Origin of the sequence: Micromonospora sp. NPDC047730, from assembly GCF_043204765.1 — a bacterium.
In the GTDB taxonomy this organism is placed as follows: domain Bacteria; phylum Actinomycetota; class Actinomycetes; order Mycobacteriales; family Micromonosporaceae; genus Micromonospora.
This window is the reverse complement of sequence record NZ_JBIDCU010000004.1, coordinates 246359-270959: the sequence shown is the minus strand read 5'-3', so window position 1 is coordinate 270959 and position 24601 is coordinate 246359. Positions and strand designations below refer to the sequence as shown.

General features: G+C 71.8%; 19 protein-coding genes and 1 pseudogene. 11 read left to right on the top strand and 9 right to left on the bottom strand.

Annotated features, from left to right (window positions below; genetic code table 11):
• Positions 1–38 precede the first annotated feature (38 nt).
• Entirely contained in the window at positions 39–863 is an 825-nt protein-coding gene (locus tag ACGF5G_RS13210; protein WP_393262232.1) for an NADP-dependent oxidoreductase, read from the bottom strand.
• Positions 864–1097: 234 nt separating this feature from the next.
• On the opposite strand from ACGF5G_RS13210, the gene ACGF5G_RS13205 reads away from it, so the two are divergent.
• The gene (locus ACGF5G_RS13205) at positions 1098–2132 is read left to right on the top strand and encodes a GlxA family transcriptional regulator (RefSeq protein ID WP_393262230.1); all 1035 of its coding nucleotides are present in this window, start codon (positions 1098–1100) and stop codon (positions 2130–2132) included.
• Positions 2133–2158: 26 nt separating this feature from the next.
• On the opposite strand, the pseudogene ACGF5G_RS13200 reads toward ACGF5G_RS13205, so the two are convergent.
• Positions 2159–2724, bottom strand: a pseudogene (locus ACGF5G_RS13200) (IS5 family transposase); the annotation flags it as partial.
• Between the two features lie 183 nt (positions 2725–2907).
• Between ACGF5G_RS13200 and ACGF5G_RS13195 the strand changes: the two are divergent.
• The 4 genes from ACGF5G_RS13195 to ACGF5G_RS13180 are packed head-to-tail and all read left to right on the top strand — an operon-like array spanning position 2908 to position 5181.
• Complete coding sequence (locus ACGF5G_RS13195) at positions 2908–3087, top strand: DUF4158 domain-containing protein (RefSeq protein WP_393262228.1); 180 nt, start codon at positions 2908–2910, stop codon at positions 3085–3087.
• Positions 3084–3455, top strand: a complete 372-nt coding sequence (locus ACGF5G_RS13190) for a DUF4158 domain-containing protein (protein ID WP_393262225.1) — start codon at positions 3084–3086, stop codon at positions 3453–3455. Before ACGF5G_RS13195 ends, ACGF5G_RS13190 begins: the two co-directional genes overlap by 4 nt.
• 14 nt (positions 3456–3469) lie before the next feature.
• Positions 3470–4714 carry an SLC13 family permease gene (locus tag ACGF5G_RS13185; protein ID WP_393262628.1) on the top strand — a complete coding sequence of 415 codons (1245 nt, stop codon included), beginning with the start codon at positions 3470–3472 and terminating at the stop codon, positions 4712–4714.
• 5 nt (positions 4715–4719) lie between these two features.
• On the top strand, positions 4720–5181 hold the full coding sequence (locus ACGF5G_RS13180) for a universal stress protein (protein WP_393262223.1): 462 nt from the start codon (positions 4720–4722) through the stop codon (positions 5179–5181).
• A gap of 34 nt (positions 5182–5215) precedes the next feature.
• Here the strand turns inward: ACGF5G_RS13180 and ACGF5G_RS13175 are convergent, their stop codons facing one another.
• Together ACGF5G_RS13175 and ACGF5G_RS13170 are read right to left on the bottom strand one after the other, a co-directional pair.
• On the bottom strand, positions 5216–5911 hold the full coding sequence (locus tag ACGF5G_RS13175) for a class I SAM-dependent methyltransferase (RefSeq protein WP_393262220.1): 696 nt from the start codon (positions 5909–5911) through the stop codon (positions 5216–5218).
• Positions 5912–6181: 270 nt separating this feature from the next.
• Complete coding sequence (locus ACGF5G_RS13170; RefSeq protein ID WP_393262217.1) at positions 6182–7015, bottom strand: NAD(P)H-binding protein; 834 nt, start codon at positions 7013–7015, stop codon at positions 6182–6184.
• 88 nt (positions 7016–7103) lie between these two features.
• On the opposite strand from ACGF5G_RS13170, the gene ACGF5G_RS13165 reads away from it, so the two are divergent.
• Positions 7104–8108, top strand: a complete 1005-nt coding sequence (locus ACGF5G_RS13165) for an AraC family transcriptional regulator (protein ID WP_393262215.1) — start codon at positions 7104–7106, stop codon at positions 8106–8108.
• A gap of 38 nt (positions 8109–8146) precedes the next feature.
• Positions 8147–8980 carry a hypothetical protein gene (locus ACGF5G_RS13160; protein WP_393262212.1) on the top strand — a complete coding sequence of 278 codons (834 nt, stop codon included), beginning with the start codon at positions 8147–8149 and terminating at the stop codon, positions 8978–8980.
• A 110-nt stretch (positions 8981–9090) separates the two neighbouring features.
• Here the strand turns inward: ACGF5G_RS13160 and ACGF5G_RS13155 are convergent, their stop codons facing one another.
• From ACGF5G_RS13155 to ACGF5G_RS13135, 5 genes are all read right to left on the bottom strand, one after another.
• Complete coding sequence (locus ACGF5G_RS13155) at positions 9091–9426, bottom strand: YnfA family protein (RefSeq protein WP_393262209.1); 336 nt, start codon at positions 9424–9426, stop codon at positions 9091–9093.
• Positions 9423–9731: a hypothetical protein gene (locus ACGF5G_RS13150; protein WP_393262206.1), complete on the bottom strand. Its 309-nt coding sequence runs from the start codon at positions 9729–9731 to the stop codon at positions 9423–9425. The genes ACGF5G_RS13155 and ACGF5G_RS13150 overlap by 4 nt, the downstream gene beginning before the upstream one ends.
• Positions 9715–10164 carry a MerR family transcriptional regulator gene (locus ACGF5G_RS13145; RefSeq protein WP_393262204.1) on the bottom strand — a complete coding sequence of 150 codons (450 nt, stop codon included), beginning with the start codon at positions 10162–10164 and terminating at the stop codon, positions 9715–9717. The genes ACGF5G_RS13150 and ACGF5G_RS13145 overlap by 17 nt, the downstream gene beginning before the upstream one ends.
• Positions 10161–10634 (bottom strand): hypothetical protein, encoded by a 474-nt coding sequence (locus ACGF5G_RS13140; protein WP_393262201.1) that lies wholly within the window; start codon positions 10632–10634, stop codon positions 10161–10163. Before ACGF5G_RS13140 ends, ACGF5G_RS13145 begins: the two co-directional genes overlap by 4 nt.
• Before the next feature lie 151 nt (positions 10635–10785).
• Positions 10786–11661, bottom strand: coding sequence for an alpha/beta fold hydrolase (locus ACGF5G_RS13135; protein ID WP_393262198.1), 876 nt, complete (start codon positions 11659–11661; stop codon positions 10786–10788).
• A gap of 317 nt (positions 11662–11978) precedes the next feature.
• Here ACGF5G_RS13135 and ACGF5G_RS13130 point away from each other — a divergent pair, with 317 nt between their 5' ends.
• The 4 genes from ACGF5G_RS13130 to ACGF5G_RS13115 all read left to right on the top strand — a co-directional run bounded on the left by ACGF5G_RS13130 (position 11979) and on the right by ACGF5G_RS13115 (position 24522).
• Positions 11979–21644 carry a calcium-binding protein gene (locus tag ACGF5G_RS13130; protein WP_393262195.1) on the top strand — a complete coding sequence of 3222 codons (9666 nt, stop codon included), beginning with the start codon at positions 11979–11981 and terminating at the stop codon, positions 21642–21644.
• A 251-nt stretch (positions 21645–21895) separates the two neighbouring features.
• On the top strand, positions 21896–22438 hold the full coding sequence (locus ACGF5G_RS13125) for a DUF899 family protein (protein WP_393262192.1): 543 nt from the start codon (positions 21896–21898) through the stop codon (positions 22436–22438).
• Between the two features lie 104 nt (positions 22439–22542).
• Positions 22543–23643, top strand: a complete 1101-nt coding sequence (locus ACGF5G_RS13120; protein ID WP_393262189.1) for a calcium:proton antiporter — start codon at positions 22543–22545, stop codon at positions 23641–23643.
• Between the two features lie 87 nt (positions 23644–23730).
• The gene (locus ACGF5G_RS13115) at positions 23731–24522 is read left to right on the top strand and encodes a neutral zinc metallopeptidase (protein WP_393262625.1); all 792 of its coding nucleotides are present in this window, start codon (positions 23731–23733) and stop codon (positions 24520–24522) included.
• Positions 24523–24601: the final 79 nt, after the last annotated feature.

Sequence of the window (24601 nt, the reverse complement as noted above, 5' to 3'; positions counted from 1 at the left end):
TGACGTGGTGGGAGCAGCGTCGCGTGCGAGGGCGGGCCTCAGGCGACGACGGAGAGGACGATCTTCCCGGTGGTGCTGTTGGTCTCGCCGCGCTCGTGGGCCTGAGCCGCCTCCCTCAGCGGGAGAGTGGTGTCGACGAGTGGCCGCAGCTGCCCACGAGCGACGAGATCCGCGACCGCCTTCATGCCCGCATGGTCGGGTTCGACGAGGATTCGGGTGGCGCGGACGTCGAGTTCCTCGGCAAGGTCGGCGGGGAAGTCGGGGGCCATGGGCAGAAGCGAGATGAGGATCCCGCCCCTGCGCAGGGTCCGGAGTGAGCGCGGGGTGTAGTCCCCGCCGAGGGTGTCGAGCACGACATCGATGTCTCGGAGGACGCCGAAGTCCTCCGTGGTGTAGTCGATCAACTCGTCCGCGCCCAGCCCGCGAAGAAGGTCGTGCTTGCCGGCACTTGCGGTGCCGACGACCCGTGCGCCGCGCGCCTTGGCGATCTGCACCGCCAGGTGCCCGACTCCGCCGGCGGCGGCATGGACGAGGACGCGCTGGCCCGGCCGGACGTCGGCGGTGTCGACGAGAGCCTGCCACGCGGTCAGGGACGCCAGCGGCAACGCCGCGGCGGTCGTGTGGTCGATGTTTGTCGGTTTACGGCAGAAGTGCCGGGCGGGGGCGGTCACGAACTCCGCGTACGCGCCCGCCGGATGCGGGAAGCGCGGCATGCCGAACACCTCGTCGCCCGGCGCGAACAGGGTCACCCCGGGCCCCACCTCCTCGACCACCCCGGAGACGTCGAACCCCAGGACGAACGGGGGGAGCGCGCCGGTGGCGAACTGGCCTCGAGCGCGGGTCTTCCAGTCGGTGGGGTTCACCCCAGCGGCGTTGGACGCGGACGAGGATCTCGCCGAGTGTGGGGACCGGACGCTCCATCTCGATGATCTTCAGTACGTCGGGTGCCCCGGCCACGTCTTGGCTGACGGCGAGCATGCGGTCCGGCGCTCGCCCTGAGCTGGTTGTCACTGTGCTCCTCACCTGTCGTCCCGGCCGCATCGGGCGGCCGCGCCCGTCCAGCATCTCCGGAGGGGCAGGGCCCCTACAGTGGCCAGATGGACAACATGTGTCAGGATCTGGCCATGCATCGCGTCGTTGTGCTCGCGCTTCCCGGCGTCGTCCCGTTCGAGCTGGCCATCCCCTCGCGGCTCTTCGGCGCCGCCCTCGGCCCCGACGGCAAGCCGCTGTACTCGGTGACCACCTGTTCGCTCGATGGCGGCCCGGTCGGCACCTCGGCCGACTTCGCGATCGCCGTGGACCACGACCACACGGTGCTGGCCCAGGCGGACACCCTGGTGATCCCTCCCTCGGCCAGCGGGCGAGAATGGGGTGAACAGAAGGAACTTCCTGCGCCGCTGCGGGACGCGCTGGGGCTTGTCCGCCCCGACGCGCGCGTGATGGCGATCTGTACGGGTTCCTTCGTCCTGGCGGCGGCGGGCATCCTCGACGGACGCCGGGTGACCACTCACTGGCGTGAGTCCGACCACCTTCAGGGCCTCTACCCGGACCTCATGGTCGATGCCGATGTTCTCTTCATCGACGACGGCAGCGTGCTCACCTCGGCGGGCGTCTCGGCGGGAATCGATCTGTGTCTGCACGTGATCCGACGGGACCACGGCAGTGAGATCGCCAACGAGGCGGCGCGTTCCTGCGTCGTCCCACCCTGGCGCGACGGGGGCCAGGCCCAGTACATCCGGCGGCCCGTGGTCGAAGCGGACACGACGACGACGGCACCGGCCCGAGCGTGGGCGCTCGAACACCTTGATCGGCCGCTGGTCCTGGCCGAGCTTGCCGCCCGGTCGAACATGAGCGTGCGGACATTCAGCAGGCGGTTCCAGGACGAAGTGGGGGTGAGCCCGATGACCTGGCTCACCCAGCAGCGGGTCGAACGCGCCCGGGAACTGCTCGAGAGCACGGACCTCCCGGTGGACAGGATCGCGGAGCAGGCCGGGTTCGGATCGGGTGGTTCGCTGCGGCAGCACCTGTTGGCCGCCACCGGGGTGTCGCCGCGTGCGTATCGGCGAACGTTCCGGGCGGCGCCGGTGGGCGACCAAGGCGTGTCTCATAAGCCGGTCAGAGCCACCCGGTGATGATGGTGATGGTCTTGGAAGCGGACCGGCAGCTTGTCGTAGCGAGTGGCGACGCCACGGTGGCGTTTGAGCCTGTTGATGCCGTTCTCGACGGCGTGGCGTAGCCGGTAGAGGTCCTTGTCGAACGTGGGTGGACGCCCGCCCTTGGAGCCTTTGGCCTTGCGGTAGGCGTCCTGGTCTGTCTTGCGGGGGATGCAGGAGTTGATTCCGCGTGAGCGGAGATGGCTGCGATTGCCGCGGCTGGTGTAGGCCTTGTCTGCCAGGACCAGGTCGGGGCAGGTGCGGGGCCGGCAGACACCGAGGCGGGTCACGCGGATGCGGCGCAGGACGGGGATGAACTGCGGGCTGTCACCACGGTGCCCGGCGGTCACGATCAGTGCGAGGACTCTCTGTCCCTGCTCGGAGGCCAGATGAGTTTTTTGGTGGTCAGCCCGCCTCTCGATCGGCCCAGCGCGTGGTCGGCCGGCTCGCCGGCAGCCTGCAACGCGGACAGGATCCTGTCCCAGGTCCCGTCACGCTGCCAGCGGCGGAACAGGCCGTAGACGGTGGGCCAGGGCGCGTACTCGGCCGGGACGTCACGCCAGGGGGGCACCGATCCGGATTCGCCACCGGATCCCGTCGATGAGTTGTCGTTTCTCCCACTTCGGCGGCCACGCCGTGACCTCGATGCCGTCAGCCTGGCTTACGAAACACGTTTAGCACAGGTGATCGGTCTTCTTCGGGGGTTCGCCGGAAGATCCTCGATCACTGGCGAGGAGTGGCTACCGTCCGCCGCATGCCGGTGGAATTTCTGACTGATAAGCAGGCTGAGGCGTACGGGAAGTTCGCTGAGGAGCCGGCGAGGCCCGGGCTGGAGCGATTCTTCTTTCTCGACGACGAGGACCGGAAGCTGATCGCGAACCGGCGCGGTGACCACAACCGTCTCGGCTTCGCGCTTGAGATGTGCACGGGGTGAGGTACATCGGGCTGTTCCTGGAGGACTCCCTGGCCGTTCCGTGGCCGGTGGTGGAGCGTCTGGCCGATCAGATGGAGATTGAGGATGTCTCCTGCGTCAAGGAGTACACCGAGCGGCTGAAGACGGCGTATGAGCACGCGTGGGAGATCCGTGACGCGTACGGCTACCACCCGTACGAGGACCATGCCCAGGGCCGGCGGTTCAGGGCGTTCCTGCACGGCCGGGCGTGGGCGGCGTACGCGGAGGGGCCGAAGGCGCTGTTCGATCACTCGGTGGGCTGGCTGCGCCGGAACCGGGTGCTGCAGCCGGGGGTGAGCGTGCTGGCCCGGCAGGTCTCCGAAGTCCGCACCACCGCGGAGAAGACCTGATCGTGAATTCCTCGCTGGCGGAGGCTGTCTCCGTCGTTCTGCTCCTGGCGGTGCTGGCGTGCGCCGTTGTCCGCCCGTTCGGCTGGCCGGAGGCGGTCGTCGCCGTCCCGGCCGCAGGCGTGGTCATTGCCACCGGAGCGATCTCGCTGGATCATGCCCGCGACGAGGCCGCGCGGCTCGGACCGGTGATCGGCTTCCTCGCCGCCGTCCTGGTCCTGGCCCAGCTGTGCGACGACGAGGGCCTGTTTCACGCGTGCGGAGCATGGATGGCCCGTACCGCGGCAGGTCGCCCGCGCCGCCTGCTGGTCCAGGTGTTCGCAGCCGCATCAGTGATCACCGCGGTGCTCAGCCTGGACGCCACCATCGTGCTCCTCACCCCGGTGGTCTTCGCCACCGCCGCCAGGCTCGGTGCCCGGCCCAAACCGCACGTCTACGCCTGCACCCACCTGTCGAACACCGCCTCGCTGCTGCTGCCGGTCTCCAACCTCACGAACCTGCTCGCGTTCGCTGCCAGCGGACTGAGCTTCACCCGCTTCGCCGCCCTGATGGTCCTGCCCTGGCTGGCCGCCATCGGTACCGAGTACGTGGTCTTCCGCCGGTTCTTCGCCACCGACCTGGACGCCGGAGCCCAGGCCCCACCCACCGCCGAACCCCGTGAGCTGCCGGTGTTCGCTCTGGCCACCGTGGCCTGCACACTGGCCGGGTTCGTCCTGACCTCCGCGCTCGGAGTCAATCCTGCCTGGGCGGCCTTCGCCGGTGCCGTCGTACTGGCCGTGCGTGCTCTGGCGCAGCGCCGCACCAGTCCCACCGCCATCGTGCGCGCCGCCGCGGTCCCGTTCCTCGCCTTCGTTCTGGCCCTGGGCATCGTGGTCCGCGCGGTCGTCGACAACGGCCTTGCCACCGGCCTGGGCCATCTGGTCCCCGGCGGCACCGGCTTTGCGGCCCTGCTCGCTATCGCGGTGCTGGCCGCGGTGCTGGCGAACGTCATCAACAACCTGCCCGCCGTGCTGGTGCTGCTGCCGCTGACCGCACCGTCCGGGCCCGGTGCCGTCCTCGCGGTGCTGCTCGGGGTGAACATCGGACCCAACCTCACCTACGCCGGTTCCCTAGCCACCCTGCTGTGGCGGCGCATCGTGCACGAACACGACAGTGACGTCGAGTTCGGTGAGTTCACCCGGCTCGGCCTGTTCACCGTGCCTGCCGCCCTGCTGCTCGCGGTGGTGGCACTGTGGGCCTCGCTCACCGCTATCGGAGGCTGATCACCGTGAGAGTCATCGCCTGGATCACCGAGGGCACCTGGCCCTCCTGCATCGACGCCGCCCGCAGCCACGCACCCGAGGCCGCCGACATCGTGCTGCTGCATGTCACCGGCCCCGAAGCCCCCGGCGCCGCGCACGGCGCCTTTGCCGGGCTGCTCGGCCGTGGCCATCCCGAACGCGACCCCGGCACCGCGGTCGAGCACCTGGCCACCGCCTCCGCCGAACGACTCCTCGCCGAAGCCGCGCAGCGCCTGGGGCGCCCCTGTAAGCGTGTTGAGCGCACCGGCCGCGTCGAGCGGGAGGTCGTGGCCGCCGCCGAGGGCGCCGACCTGCTCATCCTCGCCCGCGATGGCGGCCGTAACCACCTCGGGCCTCGCAGTATCGGCCCCGCCAGCCGCTTCATCGTCGACCATGCCCCCTGTCCCGTCCTGCTCGTCTGGCCCGAAGCCGCCCCCGGCGTTTCATAACCGAGTGGCTCTGAGCGGCTTAGGAAACACGCCTTTAGGCGGACTCGAGGACGAAGAAGAGGAAGCACATGAAGGACCCGGAGCCCTTGACGGGTGGAAGCAGCTCTGCAGGAGTGTCCGGAGAAGGGGGCGGCTCGCTGATCGTCGCGATGCGGAACCCAGCAGCAGCAAAAGCATCTGCCATGGCGTGCAGCGGCCGGTGCCAGAAGGTCAGCCACACAGTCTGGCCGTCCAGGATGTAGTCCTCGGAGTACTTCGTAAGCGCGAAGTAGTCGGCCTCGGGATACTCGATCGCATAGCCGGCGGGGTGGTTGACCGAGAGCATCAGGCGACCGCCTGGCTTCAGCACGCGACGCAGCTCGGCGAGAGGGCCGGACCAGTCCTCCAGGTAGTGCAGGACCAGGGACGCGACGACGTCGTCGAACTCGGCGTCTGCGAACGGCAGCGGCGCGCTCAGGTCCGCCACGTGCAAGTCGGCGTCTTCACCCAGCCTCTGACGGGCCAGGTCGACCATGGCCGCACTCACGTCGAAGCCGGTGACCACGGCTCCCTTGGCGCGCAGCGCAGCTGACAACGGGCCGGAACCGCACCCCGCGTCGAGGATTCGGCGGCCCGAGACGTTGCCGGCGAGGCGAAGCATTGCGGGTCGCTCGTAGTAGGCGTTGAAGAGGCCGGACTCGTTCTCCGCCGAGTAGGCGTCCGCAAAGTTGTCGTAGTCGGTTGTTGTCACCGTGACCCCGTTCCGACGAGAGGCAAGAGTGCATTCCTACCAAAGCCGCGTGGGTGCGACAAACAAGCACCGGCTCGTGCGCGTGGGCCAGGATCCGATCCCACGTCCCGGTCAGCAGCTTCCACAGATCCCGTTGATCACCTGCCGGTGATCCCGCCACCGGACCCGAACGCCGACCCGGCGCGGGCAGCAACGCCTCAACCACCGTCCACGGCTCATCCGTCGACTCACCCGGGCTGGGTTACTGGATCGGCTGCTGTCCCGGCTGCGTCACGACCATCCGCCGGCCGCGGCAGCCCTCGCGGCGTAGGCGTCGAAGTCGATCGGGTCGCGTCCGAGGAGTCGCCGCACCGCGTCGGTCGGCTCGGCGAGATACCCGGCGCGCATCCCCGCGAACATGGCGTTGAGCGCCGTCGCGTCGGCCGTCGAGTAACCCTCGGCGAGCAGTTCGGTCCGGTACTCCTCCGGCGTCAACTCCACGTACCGGATGGATCGACCGGCCGCCCTGGCGATCGTCGTCACCGCCTCGGCGAAGGTGAGCGCGTGGCGGCCTGACAGCTCGTACACCTGCCCGTGATGGCCGTCCTCGGTCAGCAGGGTCGCGGCGACGTCGGCGACGTCCTGGGCGTCGATGAAGGGCTCCGGCGTGGCGCCCATCGGCAGGGCCAGGCGGCCGTCGGCCAGCGGCTGGCGCCACACGTCCTCGTCGAAGTTCTGGTTGAAGTTGTTCGGGCGGATGATCGTCCACTCCGCGCCGGAGTCGCGCACGGCCTGCTCCGCGGCCACCATGCTCGGCGAGAAATCCCCGTCGATCTTGTCGATTCCGCGTCCGGAGAGCGCCACGAACCGGCCGACGCCCGCCTTCACCGCCCGCGACACGAAGTCGTCAGCCGTCTCGGGGTCCGCCGGAGCGATGAGATAGACCGCCGACGCTCCCTCCACGGCCGGCCGCCAGGTGGTCGGCTGCGTCCAGTCGAATCGCACCTCGCCCGAGCGGGAAGCCGCCCGGACGCGCGCGCCCGCCGCCCGCAGCACGCGCACCAGCCGGCGTCCGGTCTTCCCGCTTGCCCCGATGACGAGGATCTCGGTCGTTTCTTTCGTCATGGCCACGAGTCAACCGGCCCGACCGCCGGCCGGACATGGCTGGTCGTACGCCGGGCATGTGTGATCGTCCGCGCCCTATCGTGAAGGAATGGACCCGTTCGACAGTCTGCTGCGGGACGTACGCGCGGAGGGTGCCGCCTTCGGTCGGTCGGTGCTGTCACCGTCGTGGGCGCTGCGGTTCACCGACGGCGCGCCCCTGACGCTCTGCGTGCCGCTGCGTGGCGAGGGCTGGATCGTCCACCCCGAGAGCGACAAGCCACTTCTGGTACGGGTCGGCGAGGCCGTCGTGGTGCGGGGACCGGAACCGTTCGTCTTCTCCGCCGAGCCCCGGTCGAGCTTCCGGCCGGACGAGCTGCGGGACGTCAGCTGTGGCCAGTCACTGGTGGCCCAGCCACCGGACACCGGCCCGGCCGAGCAGATGGTGCTGCTGGCCGGGGCGTACCACGTCCGGAGCCAGACGCCGCAGCGGCTGCTCGGAGTGCTCCCGCCGGTGCTGGTCGTACCGGATGAACACGACTGTTCATCGCTCCGCGACTATCTGGACTTCCAGCTCGGCGGGTGCCGCCCGGGTCGGCAGATCGTGCTGGACCGTCTGCTGGACTGGCTGCTGGTCTGCACGATCCGGGACTGGTTCGACCAGCCGGGCGCCGAGGCACCCCGTTGGTATCGGGCGCTGAGCGACGGCACGGTGGGCCCGGCGCTGCGCGCCATGCACGACGCGCCGGGTGAGCCGTGGACGCTCGCCTCCCTGGCCGCCCGGGCCGGGGTGTCCCGCACGACGCTGGCCAAACGGTTCACCGAACTGGTGGGCGAGCCACCGCTGACCTACCTGACCGACTGGCGAATGACACTCGCCGCCGACATGCTGGCCGAGACCACCGAGACGGTCGCGGCCGTGGCGCGCCGGCTCGGGTACGCGGACGCCTTCGGCTTCAGCGCGGCCTTCAAACGGATCCACGGCGTGAGCCCCGGCAAGCACCGCACGCTCGCACGATCCCCGGTGGCGAGCGGTCAGCCGCCCCCGGGACAGGTCCCTCGACAGACCTCTCCCGCTGGCGCGCACGACCAGCCGCCCCCTTATGGCAGCCGCTGACCTGTCTCTGGACCAGCGTCCAGTCTCAGGGTGTGCCCATGGCAGAGGCCCACCACGCCGCTGGCCCCGGTCGGGATGCCGCTCGTGCGGTCCCTATAGTTCTCGTGGTGGCGGCTCCATCAGTGTTGCAAGAGTCATTGCGTGATCCGGTGTTCTGGGCGCGGTACACCTTCGCCCACGAGGAGGGACCGGGGGCGGATCGGCTCGGTGACCTCGAAGACCTGCTGGACGACGACGATGACGACGATGCGGATGAGGATTCCGACGACTCGTCGCTCGACGTGGCCTTCGAGGTCGGCGACGGCCACCACGTCGTCCTGAGCATGGACGCCTCGGTCGACTCCTACAGCCTGGAGGTCACCACCCCTGACTCGGCCGAGCCGGCCGAGCTCGGATGGGACGATCTCGCACACTGGCACCCGTACGCGTTGCGCTGGTCCGAGCTCGACCTGATCTGCCGGGCGATCGCCGCGCGGGATCCGCAGCTACAGCACCCCGGGGCGCCGCTGGCCCTGCTGTGCCGATTCGCGGCCGTCTTTGACGATGACGACGTGGACCAGGCCGTCGCCGCCGTCGACGAGGCATACGCCGCACTGCGCCCTCCGCAGTGGGAGGGTTACTGGCCGTGCGGCGCCGACTGGCTCGAACGCGCCGACTTCCGTGGTCAGAACGTCATCTGGCAGCGGGACGAGGCCGGCAACCTGTGGGCCCGTCAGGACGACCGCCACGACGAACCCTTCTACAGCACCCGGCTAGGGCCGGACACCGGCACGGGCGACAGGTTTCCACACGCCCCGCTCCGGGCCGTGCTGAACGCTGCCACGGCGACGGTGGGCGACGCGCGGCCCGACGGTGCCGGACGCAGCCGTTGATCTAGCCGGTCACGGGCAGGGGCCGAGCAGGTGCCGACCACCGTTGCCGCTGGTCGCGGGATAGCGACTCGTGGTTCCGCTTCAAGGTCTGGGTCGCGGAGTACCAGGGATCAGCCGCTGCGAGGGGCGTACATGATGACGGCGACGCCGACGAGGCAGATGGCTGCGCCGATGATGTCGTAGCGGTCGGGGCGGAACTTGTCGACGACCATGCCCCAGGCGAGGGAGCCGGCGACGAAGACGCCGCCGTAGGCGGCGAGGACGCGGCCGAAGTTCGGGTCGGGTTGGAAGGTGGCGACGAAGCCGTAGCACCCGAGCGCGATGACTCCGGCCGCGATCCACAGCAGCCCTCGGTGCTCGCGCCAGCCCTGCCACACCAGCCATGCGCCACCGATCTCGGCGAGCGCGGCGAGCAGGAACAGCAGGATCGAGCGGGCGACCGTCATGCGTCGGACCGTAGCGGAAGCACCTCCCGGTCGTGCTGGTCGGGCTGGCCGCAGGAGCAGTTGCCGCCGGCGCAGCCGGCGGTGCGGGTGCGCTTGCTGGCCCACCACCAGGACAGGCCGGCGAGCACGGCCAGGGCGACGGCGACGCCGGGCATGAAGCGGTTGACCGCGGCCCACCCGGCACCCCCGAGAATCCCGGCGGCGAGGAGCGGCGGCAGTACGCAGCAGGCGGCGCAGGCGGTCGCCGCGAGGCCCGTCATGCCGGAGGGGAGCAGGCGGCGCAGCCGGTCAGCAATGGTCGGCACGATCGTTCCTTCCGGCGAGTTCAGCAAACGGCAGGGGACAGCAGGAGTTGCCGGCGCAGGCGACCAGGTCGTCGCAGCCGGCCGCGATGGCGGCCCGCAGCGTGTCGCGGATGACGGTCAGGTCGGCCAACTTCTGTTCCACCTCGACCAGCTTTTCTCTGGCCCGCGCCATCAGGCCGGTGTCGGGCCGGCTGCCGTGGCGGTGTCGGCCGGTGTCGAGCAGGTCGGCGACCTCGTCGAGGGTGAAGCCGAGACGCTGGGCGGTCTTGATCACCCGCAGCAGGGTGACCGAGTCGGCGGGGTAGAGCCGATGCCCGCCCGGGGAACGCTGCGGGGAGGTAAGCAGGCCACGCCGTTCGTAGTAGCGCAGGGTCTGCACGTTCACGCCGGCGGCGTCGGCCAGTTGGCCGCTGCGGAGCCGTGAGTCGTTCACCGTAGGTCCGTCGCTGACGCGGCACGATCGGCGAGGCCATCGAGCACGTCGACGTGTGCTGCCGGTACCCGGACGTCCAACGCCAGCGCGTCGGGGCCGGACCGGGAAAGGTCGAAGGTGAAGAACGAGCAGCAGGACGACTCCCGGGCCGTCAGATCCCGCGCCGTCTCCTCCGCCTGCACGGCACCGGCGAGCTGCAACCGCAGATGCTGCGCCGACAGCCGGTCGATCCCCCGTACCGCGTCGCGGAAGAACTGATCGAACTCGGCGAGCCGCAGCGGTCGTTCCGCCGTCGGCAGGGTGCATGCATCAGGCACCCAGGCGCTGTCCGTCGTGATGTGTTGGTCGCTCATACCTAGACGGTAAGCCTGTACCCAGGTACCGGATGCAAGGCCGATGTTGCCCGCCCCGATGAAGGCGTCCAGGCCGTCGAAGGCCGACCACGGCCGACCACGGACACCATCGGTCACGACGTATGCGCAGGTAGCGCCAGGGCTGGCGAGCTGACTGGGTCTGACACCGCGAGGCCGAGGTGCTCGCCTTGGCCTGGGAGCCCACCACTCAGCGGACTCCGTCGGGCCGACCGGCCCGGCGGGGTGCGGCGTGCGGCCGCGTGGGTGGTCAGGGATGGACCCGCCCGAGGAAGTCGCGGACGAGTGGGACCACCTCGTCGAGGTGCGTCTCCAGCAGCCAGTGCCCGCCGTCGAGCAGGTGCAGTTCCGCGTTGGGCAGGTCGCGCAGATAGGCGCGCGCGGCACCCTCGGGCATGTAGCCGTCGTGCGGTCCCCAGACGATCAGCGTCGGCGGTTGATGGTCGCGCAGGTACGCCTGCTGCCGGGGGAACCAGGCGACGGTGCTGCCCTGGTCGGCGAGGAGGCGGACCAGATTGGCGCGGCGCTGCGGGGTGGCGGCGGAAGCCGCGGCGAGTCGCCACAGGTCGGGGCTCACCCGGTCCCTGAGCCGGTCGGGCAGTTCGCCCAGGAACTCGCTGCGGAAGCCCTCCTCGCCGACCGCCGCGGCGAGGCGCTCCCGGCCCTCGTCGGTGGGGCTGCGCCAGAACTGCTTGAGCGGCTCGTACTTGGGGCCGTGCTGGTCGGGATAGATGTCGCCGTTCTGGATGACCAGGCCGGCGACCCGCTCCGGCGCGGACATCGCGAGGCGCAGCCCGAACTGGCTGCCGTAGTCCTGGAGGTAGATGACGTACCGGGTCAGGCCCAGTGTCTCGGCGAACCGGCGGAGCAGTTCGGCGTGGGCGTCGAAGGTGTACGCGAACCGGGCCGGTTCGGGTGCGTCGCTGTATCCGAAGCCGGGCTGGTCGGGCGCGATCGCCCGCCACCTGTCGCCGAGGGCGGGCAGGAGGTGACGGAACTGGAACGACGACGCGGGATAGCCGTGCGGCAGCAGCACCGCCGGGGCCTCCGCCGGCCCGGCCTCCCGGTAGAAGATCCTGATCCCGTCGACGTTGACGGTCCGGTGGTGCACGGCGGCGTGGCCCACGATCGTCTCCTCACCGGGCGCGGTACGGGCGGCTCCTCCGACGGTGCCAGAAACGGGGACGCACCCCGAGGCCGATGGCTGGCGCGTCCCTCGGCCGGGGTGGCGGTGACGGTGGGGGCGGGGACGGGCGCGACATGGCCGGGCGGTACGGCCCGCAGCACAGTCTTCCCGGGCCACCCGGTCCGGTGGTGCCGACCGTTCGGTCTGACGCACTGTCACCATGCCGACACACGAGTTGTGAGCATTTCCCGCGATCGATGTGCTGGCGCGGACCAGCGCCGTCGGTGACGGCCATCGGAAGAACGAGGTGGCTCATGGTGGCTCTACGACGGCTGCTAGCCGTGGCGATCGCGACGGCGGTGACCGCCGCGATGGGGTTGGTGTGGACGGCGGCCCCAGCCCAGGCCGACGAGGCGTGGGAGAGCGGGTTCAAGAACCTGATGTCCCGCACGGCCGCCTGGGCCGACGGCGGACTCTCCCAGCTGGGGCTGCTCGGCCAGCCGCTGCCTCTGCTCGGCGTCAGCCCCGGCGCGCTCGTCGACGCCGACACCCTCGTGGACAGGGCGTCCGACGCGTTGGCCAGCGGCCTGACCAAGGACGACGTCGACCTCGGCGGCGGCACCCGGCTCACCAGCTCGGTGAGCACCAGCGGCGGCGACCACCTGCTGGACGTGCTGCTGACCACAAAGCGCGAAGTGGTCGACAAGGACCTCACCCTGGCCGGGGTGACGCTGGACAAGGCGGTCAGCGTCACCGGCTGGGCGACCCTCCACCTGCGGGCCCGGCACACCGCCGCCGGGGAGACCTACCTGGTGCGCGACGGGGACACCCCGCGCATCGACATCGACGCGGCGGCGCGGCTGCGCGCCGACCTCGACCAGGCCACCGCCTCGGTCGGCATCCTCGGGGTCACGCTGACCGCCGGCAGCACCCTCACCGCGCGGACCCACCTCAAGGTCACCGTGACCGACCCCAACGGCGACGGCCGGCTCGCCTTCGACACGGCCGCCGGCGCGAACACCGGCGAACTCGGCGCGGCGGGCTCTCTCGCCGGCCTGTTGCAGGTGGCCCTCGACAACTCCGGTGGTGGGAAGATCTCCGACACCGAGACCGAGCCCGGCCCCGGCTCGGTGCACGGCGTGGTCAAGCTCGGCGCGGCCGTCTCCGGCGCGCCCTTCGCGCTGCCCGCCGTGGCGGCGACCGTGAACGTCGACTGGAACGACATCTCCGTCGGCACCCCCACGGTGACCACCACCGGCCTGGACGAGACGATCGCCAAGTTCCGCAACATGAGCCCGCTGGACCTGGCCTCCGGGCTCGCGCAGCTCGCCACCCTGCTCAGCGGCGTGCAACAGAGCGGCCCGGCCGGCAACCTCAACCTGCCCTTCCTGCGCGGCACGTTCGCCGACGCGGTGAAGGTCAACGAGAAGCTCACCGACTTCCTCCGCAAGTACGTCCACCCGCGGCCGGACGACCCGCAGTTCGACCCGGACACTGACGACCCGGCCCTGGCCGGGCAGCCGAAGTTCAGCTCCATCCAGCAGTTGCTCGCCCTGCTCGCCGCCGAGGGGCTGCCGGTGGACAACCTCTCCTTCGAGAACGACAAGCTGGTGTTCCGGGTCAAGCTGGAGCGGGAGTCCACGGTGGAGGTTCCGCTCGACCCCGGCGCCGCGGAGCTGTCCGGGCGCGGGGCGACCTTCGCCGCCAAGGGCTTCAGCGTCAGCGGCGACCGGTTCACGCCCGGCCAGCTCGTCGGCCAGCGGGTGGTGGCCGGCACCTCCGCCGGCACCGTCGCCGCCAACACCGCCAACTCCGTCACCCTCACCCAGGACTGGATCGGCGGGCAGCCGCCGAACGACAGCGTGTGGGTGATCAGCGGCTCCAGCCCGAACATCGGCGCCGTCGAGCTGGCCGGCACGCTCGCCAAGCCCGTCGGCGACGACAAGAAGGTCGGCCTGCGGGCGGCGAACGCGCAGGCCAGCTTCGCCAAGGTAAAGCCCCGCTACAGCGCGTCGGTGACGCTCGTGCTCGACCTGCGTGACGGCATCACCGACCCGAAGGCCAACGTCGACCGGGTGCTGCTGCGCACGGACCCGGCGACGCCGCTGTTCGCCGCCGACTTCCCGATCACCACCGGGGTGGACTTCTTCGCCACCGCCGGCTTCCTCAAGGTCAAGCTGGCCGGCGACCTCGCCGTCGGCCCGGCCGCCGCCGGCGAGCGGATGCTCCAGGTCAGCTTCAAGCAGGCGCAGGAGATCAGCCTCGGCACGCTCTTCGCGCGGTTGAAGTCCGACCCGGGGAACCTGCTGGCCGTGTCGTCGTCGGTGAAGACCACCGGCCGGGTCACGGTCAGCGTGCCCGGCGCCACCGGCGCCCTCGGCGAGGGCATCGGCGTCGACGTGAGCTGGACGGCAGGTGGGCAGCCGGTGGTGGACACCTCGGCGCTGTCCGAGTTGTTCGCCGTCGACTTCAACCCCGACGACCCGAAGGCGCTCTTCGCGGTGGTCGTCGAGGCGCTGCGGCTGATCAACGTCGCGCTGTCCCAGCCCGGCGGCAGCGGCCCGCTGGACAAGGAGATCCCGCTGCTCGGCCGCTCCGCGCGGCAGCTGCTCGGCGCCGACGAGAGCGGCGTCGGCAAGGACGTCACGTTCGTCGCCGACGGGGCGAACTTCCTGCTCAAGGACGCCTCCCGCGACGGCGACTCCGGTTTCGACGCCCGGCTCGAGGGCCGTACCGTCGTGATCGGCAGCAAGGCGTACCGGGTACTGAAGCAGATCGACGGGCAGACGCTGCGCGTCGAGGCGGCCGGTACGCCGAAGCCGGCCGACGGCAGCGCGTACGCCCTGCGCCCGGAGTTGGCCGACGCACTGGACAAGCTGCTCGCCTCGCCCCCCGACAACCTCCAGGACGCCCTCGACAAGCTCAACGCGGCGATCGGCGAGGACAGCGGGATCAGCTTCACCCTGGACCAGCGCGCGGGCGGGCCGTTCCTGCGGCTCGGGCTGGACTGGAAGCGCAAGTTCCACACCGGCGGGCCGCTCAACTTCGCCTGGGACGCCCACCGCGAGCTGATCACCCTGGACAGCTCCGGCACGTTCGCGGTCGACGTCGACGCCCGGGCGCAGCTCGGCCTGCTGCTGCCCCTGCGACTGAACGCCGGGCCGCTGCTGGACCGCAGCTCCTCGGCCAGCGTCACCGTCGCGGGCGGGGTCACCGACGCGGCGATCGCCGCGCGGGTCGGGCCGCTCGCCCTCGACCTTGGCAAGGACCCCGACTTTGCCACCGTGAAGGCCAACCTGAGCGTCGGCCTGAACGGACTGACGGAGGACGGGCCGATCAGCGGGCTGCTCGGGCTGACGCCGAAGTTCACGACCGCGGGCGTCGACTGCGGCGACGGGATCGGCGGCGCGGACGTGCCGCTCTGCGCGAAGGCGCCGCTGTTCGTCAACAACTGCGACCCGGACGACGACACCAACCTGCTCACCTTCACCGTCGGCCTGGACCTGACGCCCACGGCCGGCATCCCGAACCTCGACTCCTGCTTCGCCAACCTGTCGCTCAAGCTCACCGACTTCAACGTCGGAATCGACGGGTACCTGGCCAAGGTCGAGGAGGCGCTGCGGCTGGCCAGCTTCGACGGCAAGCTGCCCCTGGTCGGCGACGACCTGCAGCAGGGCCAGCGCTTCGTCGCGCAACTGCGCGAGGACGTCAAGGCCGCGATCGGGCCGGTGCTGGCCAACGCCACGCTCAACAGCGCGGGTGTGCAGGCGGCCCTCAACGAGGTGCTCGCCGACCTGGACCCGGGCGTGAGCGCGGTGGTCAGCTGCCGCAGCGGCGTCACGGCGCCCTGCGCGCCCGAGGACTTCCAGGCGATCCGGATCAAGCTCACCACCTCCAAGGGCGCGCCCTCCGCGGCCGACGGGTGTAAGGACGCGAGCGCGTCCGACGAGTGCCTCAAGCTCAACGTGCCGCTCGACCTGGGCATCCCCGGCCTGTCGCTGAAGGCGAAGAAGGGCGCCCCGGACGGCATCCAGGCCAAGCTGGGCTGGAAGCTGCACCTGGACCTGGTCCTGGACCGGGACGAGGGCTTCTACGTCCCCACCCACGACGGGGACACCTCGCCAGAGGTGCAGGTCGGCGCCCAGTTCGACATGACCGGCGACCTCGCCGCCCAGCTCGCCTTCATCCAGGTGAAGGCGACGAAGCGGGCCACCGACCCGCTGGTGAAGGCGTACTTCGGCATCGACCTGAAGGGCTCGCCGGGGGAGAAGAGCTGCTTCGACCCCACCGTCACCGCCGACTGCACGGCCAACCCGGACGACCGGCTGACCCTGGCCGAGTTCGCCGACCTGGGTTCGCTGCTCGCCACCGACCTCACCGCCGAGGTCAAGATCGACTGGAAGCTGGCGGCGGCGGTGGACACCGGTGGCGAGGACTCCGCGCTGCCCGGCATCAGCGCCACCTTCGGCCTGCAGTGGGGCCTGAAGCACAAGCGGGGCGGGCTCACCGCCACGGGCGACGGCGTCACCACGCCGCTGAAGGTGACGTTCACCGACATCGCCCTGGACGCCGGCGCCTTCTTCGACAAGATCCTCAAGCCGGTGGTGGAGAAGCTCAAGGCCGTCACCGGGCCGCTGCAGCCGGTCATCGACACCCTGTACGCGCCGATCCCGGTGCTGTCGGACCTGTCGAAGGCCACCGGCGGCCCCGACATCACCCTGGTCTGGCTCGCCAAGACCTTCAGCACCCTCAACGGTGGTCCGAAGCTCGACTTCATCGACACCGTCCGCGCCGTGGTCACGTTCATCAACCGGATACCCGACTGCGACTCCGGCTGCTCCATCCCGCTCGGCGGGTTCAAGATGGACAGCGCCAAGGCGCTGACCACGGAGGTCTCGCCGGCCTCGGCCGAGAGCCTGATCGACCGCACCTCCGAGTACAACCCGGCCTCCGGGGCCCAGGTGAAGGCGCGCGTCGACGACGCCGCGGGCGACGACGGCGAGAAGCTGTTCACCCCGGCCGCCGACGGCAGGAGCAACGCCCAGAAGACGGGCTTCAGCTTCCCGATCTTCGACAACCCGGGCTCCCTGTTCGGGCTGCTGCTCGGCCAGGACGTCGAGCTGATCAGCTTCGACTCGGGCCCGCTGGCGCTGGGCTTCAGTTGGCGGCAGTCGTTCGGCCCGGTCTACGCGCCGCCGCCGGTCTTCGTCACGCTGTCCGGCAGCGCCTCGGTGACCGCCCGGTTCATCGCCGGCCTGGACACCGCCGGCATCCGACACGCGGTCGAGGCGGCCACCGACGGCACGTCCGTCGACGCGGTGAGCCTGCTCGACGGGCTGTACTTCAAGACGGCCGACAGCAGCGGCAAGGCGGTCCCGGTGGTCACCCTGCGCGGTGAGATCGCCGCCGGGGCCGAAGTGAGCGTGCTGATCGTCAAGGTCGGCATCGAGGGCGGCATCCAGCTCACCGTCGGCTTCAGCTGGAACGACCCGAACAACGACGGGAAGTTCCGCACCAGCGAGTTCCTCCAGGCGCTCCTGGTCAACCCGATCTGCCTGTTCACCACCAGCGGGCGGCTCTCGGTCTTCCTGCGGGTCTACGTCACCATCGACCTGTTCCTGTTCAAGAAGAAATTCGCCTTCACCCTGGTCGACGCGACCCTGCTCGACTTCCGGGCGCAACCGGACTGCTCCCCGCCGCCACCGGAACTCGCCGGCACCGCCGGGGACACCCTGGTCGTCTTCGCCGGCAAGTTCGGCACCAAGGACCAGCGCGGCGACAAGGCGTGGGACAACGGCGCCGACACCTACGCAGGTGACGTGGTCAAGGTGTACGCGCTGCACTACGCCGACGCGGACACCCCGGGCGCCACGGACGACTTCGACGGCTTCGCGGTGGAGGCCCTGGGCCGGCGGCAGGAGTTCCTCGACCCGGCCCTGACCCGGGTGGTCGTCGACGGGCGCGGCTACGAGGTCGCCGACCCGGACAAGACGTCCCTGTCGGTGCTGCTCCTCGGCGACGGCGACACCAGCGGCGACGGCACGAGGACCTCCGCGTTCGACAAGACCGCGGTGGTGCTCGGCTCCGACGGCAAGGACCGGATCCGCACCGGGACCGGGCCGGCGTACGTCGACGGCCGCGGCGGCGACGACGTGATCGTCACCGCCGAGGCGGCCGGCACGGTCAGCCGGGTCGCCGGCGGCGCCGGGCAGGACAGCATCACCACCGGCGACGGGGACAACGTGGTCGCCGGCGACAGCGGCCTCGGCGGCACCGACCGGGGCGCCACCACCGTGCGCACCGGGGCCGGCGACAAGACCCTCAACGGGCTGGTCGACTGGACGACCCTGGACGCCCCCACCGGCGACCACGCCGGCGCGGACGACCACGTCACCGTCGGGCACGGCGCCAGCACCGTCTACGGCAACGGCGGCGACGACGTGCTCGGCGTGCTCGTCGACGACCGGCCCAACGGCGCGAACACGCTGGTCGGCGGAGCCGGCGCGGACACCGTCAACGGCGGTAGGGGCGACGACACCATCCACACGTACGACACCGACGTCCCCGTCGACGCGGACCAGGCCGGCACCGGCGACGCCGGGCTGGTCAACCAGGTCGACACCGGCGCCGGCCAGGACGTCGTGCACGGCAGCGCCGGCGTGGACCTGGTCGTCTCGCACTCGGCCAACGGCCAGACCGGCCGCGTCTACGGCTACGGCGGCGACGACGTGCTGGTCGGCGGCTACGGCACCGACGAGCTCTTCGGCGGCCCCGACGACGACTACGTGATCGCCGAGCCCTCCCAGGTCGGCGAGCCGGACGGGTCGGACGGCTACGGTCCGTTCCGCCAGGTCACCCACGAGCCGCTGCCCGCGGGCACGCAGTCGCAGACCAAACTGCTCGTCGGCGGACTCGGCAGCGACCACGTGATCGGCGGCGACGGCGGCGCGACGGTCTTCGGCGACCGGCACCTGCCCGCTGAGACCTGCGCCGACGCCACCCTCGCCGACGCCCAGCCGGCCCCCGCCGACCAGGGCGCCGCCGACCTCGTCCTCGGCGGCGCCGGGGTCGAGGTGGTCTCGGCCGGTGGCGGCAACGACCGGGCCGACCTCGGCGGCGGCGACGACCGCGCCTGCGGCCAGCTCGGCGACGACACCCTGCACCTCGGCGGCGGCGCCGACCGGGCCTGGGGCGCGGCGGGCGTCGACCAGCTGCACGGCGACGACGGCGACGACCTGCTCTTCGGCAACGCCGGCGACGACGGCCTCTTCGGCGGCACCGGCGCGGACACCGCCGAGGGCAACGCCGGCGGCGACCAGGTCTTCGGCGGCCGGGACGGCGACGTGCTCTACGGCGGTGGGCGCACCGCCGGCGCGGCCGACGGTGGAGACCGCCTCTACGGCGAGGAGGGGACGGACCGGATCGTCGGCGACAACGGCACCCCGCGCGTCGGCGACGTCGGGCCGTACCCGCTGGACCTGACCGGCGACGCGGCCGGGGCCGGCGCCGGGGACGTGATCTCCGGCGGCGGGGACGACGACCTCGCCTACGGTGGGCTCGGCGACGACCGGATCAACGGTGACGTCGGGCACGACCGGCTGGAGGGCAACAACGGCGCCGACCTCATCCACGGCGACCACGGCCGGGACGAGATCGTCGGCGGCTCCGGCCAGGAGCCGACCGCCGGCACGGGCCGGCCCGACGTCGGCGACCAGCTCCACGGTGACGGCGACAGCGACCTGATCGCCGGGGACAACGCCCGCTTCGCGCCGGCGGACGCCGACGCGACCCGGGTGACCCAGGGCCGGGCCGGCCCGCCGCGCAAGGTCACCCTGCTCGACCTCGGGTTCACCCCGGCGACCGGCACCAGCGGCGGCGACCTGATCTTCGGTGGGGACTCCGACGACGTCATCTTCGGCCAGGGCGGGCCCGACCGGGTGCACGCCGACGGCGGCGCCGACTTCGCCGAGGGCGGCCCCGGCACCGACTGGGTCGAGGGCAACCACGGCGACGACGACCTCGTGGGTGGTTCCAGCACCGCGTACGACGGAACCGGAGCGGCCACCACGGGTCAGCCGGACACCGCGGACGCCGTCTTCGGCGGCCCCGGGTCCGACGCCGTCATCGGCGACAACGGCGCGGTGCTGCGCCCGCTCGCCGGCGAGCAGCCGACCTCGGCGACCGTCCGGGTCGGTGCCGGCGGCACCCTCTTCGGCCCGCGGATCGTGGTGCTGCTGGACCGGGCGGCGGCCACCGCCGGCCGGTACGGCGACGACCGGATCAGCGGCGGCGACGGCGTCGACACGCTCTGGGGCCAGGACGGCGACGACGCCCTGACCGGTGACGGCGACGGCGACTACCTGGAGGGCAACGGCGGGGCGGACGTCCTGCGTGGGGACAGCGCCCTCGGCGCGGCGGGACGGGCCACGATCGTCCCGCTGCCCGACCCGGGCTGGCCCGGCGACCCGGCGGCCGTGGCCGACCTCGTCGGCGACGGCACGCCGGCCGGGCAGGACGACCTGATCGGCGGCAGCTCGGCCCCGGCCTTCCGGGACACCGGGGACGTGATCGAGGGCAACGGCGCCGACGACGTGCTCCTCGGCGACAACGGGTCGCTGCTGCGGACCGTGACCGTGGTCCAGGGCAGCCCGACCGAGCGGGTCTACACCGAGCGGTACCCGACCGGCGCCGTGCCGGCCGACGCCACCCGGGCCCGTACCCACGATCCGGCCCTGCCCGGCCCGTCCACCCGGTTCTGCACCACCGCCCAGGCCACCTGCGAGCCGGCCGGCGCGTTCGGCGGCGACCAGCTCTACGGCGACGCCGGCAACGACGGCGTCTGGGGCCAGGACGGCGACGACACGATCCGCGGCGGCGACGGCGACGACGACCTCCTCGGTGAGCTCGGCGCCGACACCCTGTACGGCGACGACGGCCGGGACGCCATCCTCGGCGACCGGGGCGGCGTGGTGAGCCAGTACCTCAACCCCGACGACGTGGCGGCGCTGGGCTTCACCACCACGCTGTCGTCGGTGCCGCAGGAGACGTACACCGGATTCCGGGCCGGTGCCTACGACCGGCGCGTGGATCTGCTGCACGACACCGACGGGGACGCCTGGATCGGCAGCTCCACCTCGGCGCCGATGCCGCACTCGGGGTTGACCGCCGGCTCGGGGGACCGCGTCCGGGGCGGTGCCGGGGCGGACAACATCCACACCGGGTTCGGTGACGACGTCGCCAACGGCGACAGCGGCGGCGACCAGCTGTTCGGGTCGGAGGGGTCGGACGTGCTGTGGGGCGGCAAGGGCTGCGACCCGGTGCTCGACGCGGCCAACCCGCAGTGCCAGGTGGACGGCGTCTTCAGCGCCGCCGCCCGAGGTGACAGCGACCAGTACGTCGACCACCTCTTCGGCGGCGCCGGGGCGACCGACGGCCCGGCCGTGACCGCGGTGCTCAGTTCCGACCTGCTGGACTTCCGTCCCCGCGGGTCGTACCCGGACAACTGCGCGGCCGGGGCCTGGCCCGTGGACCTGGCCTCGGGCACGGTCGACCCGTGCCTTTGGTTCGAGATGACGAACCTGGACAACGACGCCGTGGCCGACAACCAGCACCACCACGGCACCGACTGGATGTACGGCGGCTGGGACCGGGACGTGTTGCAGGGTGACGTGACGGCGAACGGCCCGAACAACGGTGACCGGCTCTTCGACTGGAACGGCGCCTACAACCTGTTCACCCACTGCAACTCGGCCTACGGCGGGTTCAACGACGTCCGCCAGCACAGCCCGGCCATGCAGGAGTTCCTGACCAGCCTGGCCTGGGCCTCCGGCGCCGGTCGGAGCGCGACCGACGTGACCACGGCCGGCACCTCGGCGTTCCTCGAGTTGTCGTACGTCTACCCGCGCGACAACCGCGAGCAGGGCGCCGGGGTGGCGTTCCCCGGCACCCCGGGGCACTTCGACCAGCCGTCCTGCACGGACTGACCGTCCGACCGGATCGGGGCCCGGCTCTCCCGTGGGAGGGTCGGGCCCCGCTCGTCGCCGGTCCCTGGGCCGGCCGGCCGATCCGTCGTCGCCGTCCCTTCAGGGCCGACACCGGCGCTGCCGTCCGCGCCGCGGCGGGCATCGTCAGCGCGACGTCGGTAGGGTCGTCCCGTGGATCGGACGGATCCGCGGCGCCGCAGGGATCCGCGGCGCCGGTCGACGCCGCGGATCCGGTCGGTGTTGCCGCCGGGGTGGACGGATGGCTTTCCACCCCGGTCGGTCGCCCGCCCGGCGCCGTCCAGGTGGGACGCGGCGCGCCTCCGACGAGCGGCCCGGCCACCCTGCTCGACCTGTTCGAGGGCCGCAGCCAGCTCGTGGTCTACCAGTTCATGGACAACGGCCCCGACCACCACTGCCCCGGGTGCACCTGGTTCACCGACAGCGTCCCCGTGACCGGGCTGGCGCGGCTGGCGGAGCGGGGGATCAGCTGGGCGACCGTGTCGGACATGCCGCTGGCGCAGATCGAGGCGTACAAGGCGCGTCGCGGCTGGACCCTGCCGTTCGTCTCGTCGCACGGCACGTCGTTCGCGGCGGACTGCGGGGCGGAGCGCGGCTTCATGCTCAGCGTCTTCCTGCGCGACGGCGCGGACGTCTACCGGACGTACAACACGACGGCGCGCGGCGTCGACCGGCTCGTCTTCGTCAACAGCATCCTCGACCTCACCCCGTACGGCCGCCAGGAGGACTGGGAGGACTCCCCGCCCGGCTGGCCGCAGCAGCCCACCTACGGCTGACGGCTCGGGCCGGCGGCGCACCTGGACAGCGTGGCGGTGGGCCGATCGCCACTGCGTACACCGGTCGGTGGTCACATGATCGTGAATCCTGGCAGGGTTGGGGCATGGCCGCGCTGCTCCGCTCACGTCTGACCGACTGGACCGTCTCCGTACCGCTGCTCGCGGTCGTGGCGTTGATCCTCACCTGGGGACGCGACCTACCCGGTCCTGTCGTCGTGGTGGTGGCCGCGTTCCTGGCCGGAGCGGTGCTGGCAGCCGTCCACCACGCCGAGGTGGTCGCGCACCGGGTAGGGGAGCCGTACGGCTCGCTGCTCCTCGCCGTGGCCGTCACCGTCATCGAGGTCGCGCTGATCGTCACCCTCATGATCAGCGGCGGCGAGAAGACGCAGTCCCTCGCGCGGGACACCGTCTTCGCCGCCGTCATGATCACGTGCAACGGCATCCTCGGGTTGTCGCTGCTGATCGGCGCGCTGCGCCGCAAAGTGGCGGTGTTCAACTCCGAGGGCACCGGTGGCGCGCTGGCCACCGTGACCACCCTCGCGGCCCTGAGCCTCGTGGTGCCGACCTTCACCACCAGCCGGCCGGGTCCACAGTTCAGCCCCGCCCAGCTGGCCTTCGCCGCCGTGGCGTCGCTCGCGCTCTACGGCCTGTTCGTGATGGTGCAGACCGGCCGCCACCGCGACTACTTCCTGCCGGTCACCACCGAGGGGCGGGTGGTGGATGCCGACGGGCACGCCGCGCCGCCGTCGAACCGGGCCGCCCTGCTCAGCCTCGGCCTGCTGCTGGTGGCGCTGGTCGCCGTGGTCGGTGACGCCAAGGCGGTGTCCCCGGCGATCGAGTCCGCCGTCGCCGGGGCGAACCTGCCGCAGTCCTTCGTCGGCGTGGTCATCGCGCTGCTGGTGCTGCTGCCCGAGACGATCGCCGCCGCCCGGGCGGCCCGCCGCGACCGGGTGCAGATCAGCCTGAACCTGGCGCTGGGCTCGGCCATGGCCAGCATCGGGCTGACCATCCCGGCGATAGCGCTGGCCTCGATCTGGCTGGAGGGGCCGCTCCTGCTCGGCCTCGGCGGCACCCAGCTCACCCTGCTCGCCCTCACCGTCGTCACGGGTGTGCTGACCGTGGTGCCGGGGCGGGCCACCGTGCTCCAGGGCGGCGTGCACCTGGTGCTGCTCGCCGCGTTCGTGTTTTTGGCCGCCAGCCCCTGACCACCCCGGCCCCGGCGGTGGGGCTCAGGCGTCGTCGAGGCGGGCGGCGCGGGCATGCCCGACCGGCGTCGCGGGCTGCGGCCGGGCATGACCCGCGGACCGCCGGGGTACTGCACACGGCATCGCCGAAGCCGGGAGGGCGCAGTGACGACGCGCGTGGGACGCCGGCCGCCGAGCGCGCTCGCCGGCCTCGCGGTGGCTCTCGTCGTGGCGGCCGGGTGCGTGGTCGGCGGGACGTCCGAGCCTGCGGGGCAGGACCCCGACGGGACGGCCCCGCCCGGCGCCGCGCAGACCCGCGCCGACGGCACCACCAGCGTCGAGGAGTTCCAGCGGGACGTCACGGACGCGCGGCGCATCGCCGAGCGGTACTGGGCCGACCGGTTCCGCGCCTCGGGGGAACGGTTCCGCCCGATCCGGCAGGTCGTCCCGTACCAGCGCGACGGCGAGGTGTCCTGCGGCGGGCAGGTCCTGCCGCGCAACAACGCGATCTACTGCTCGGCCGGCGACTTCATCGCCTATGACGTGAACTGGTCGGTCGGGGCGTTCCGCCAGGTAGGCGACGCGTTCGTGTTCTACCTGCTCGGCCACGAGTACGCCCACGGCATCCAGACCCGGCTCGGCATCCAGTACCGCTTCACCATCGAGCAGGAACTCCAGGCCGACTGCATGGCCGGGGCGTACCTGGGTGATTCGGTGCGCTCGGGGGCGCTGGAGCTCGACGACGGCGACCTGGAGGAGTTCCGCGAGGGGCTGCTCGCCGTCGGCGACGACCCCGGTCAGCCATGGTTCGCCGAGGGCTCGCACGGCACCGCCGAGCAGCGCACCGAGGCCTTCTTCCGCGGCTACGAGCAGTCCCTGGGCGCCTGCGGCCTCGGCTGAGCGGGACCCGAAGTTCGCCCGGCACCGGGGCGACGGCGACCGGCGTCGTCCGGCCTCGACGCCGCCCGCAACCCGTCGG